Here is a 530-nt window from a genome sequence, read left to right on the forward strand (position 1 = left end):
AGCCGCGCCAGCCGGAAGTACAACAAGAGCCGGTCGTATATCTATTTCTGGAAGCAGCGCTGGGATGGAAGTGTGGCATCCCTGGCCTGCCAGTCCAGACGCCCCCACAGCCATCCAAACCAGCACACGGAGGCCGAGCTGAAACTCATTCGTGACATGCGCCGCAGAAATCCCGAACTGGGCATGATCGAACTGTGGCACCGTCTGCGGCAGCGCGGCTATACCCGCTGTCCAGAGAGCTTGTTCCGTATCATGCGCAAAATGGGGTTGTTTCCGCCAGAAAAGCAGAAAAAGACATACAAACCGAAGCCTTACGAGCAGATGACCTACCCCGGTCAGCGCGTTCAGGTGGATGTGAAGGTGGTTACCAGAGCCTGTATCGCAGATCCGGAGCTTCGCCTGTTCCAATACACCGCCATCGACGAGTTCACCCGCCTGCGGTTCCTGGCGGCCTACCCGGAGCAGTCCACCTACTCTTCAGCAGATTTCCTTCGCAAACTGACGGCGTGGTATGCACGCCGCGGCATCAA

1 pseudogene is annotated in these 530 nt (G+C 58.1%); it reads left to right on the forward strand.

The features are described from left to right. Positions 1-530, forward strand: a pseudogene (locus KQI26_RS15190) (IS481 family transposase); the annotation flags it as partial.

Source organism: Intestinimonas sp. MSJ-38, assembly GCF_018917925.1.
GTDB lineage: Bacteria > Bacillota > Clostridia > Oscillospirales > Butyricicoccaceae > Pseudobutyricicoccus.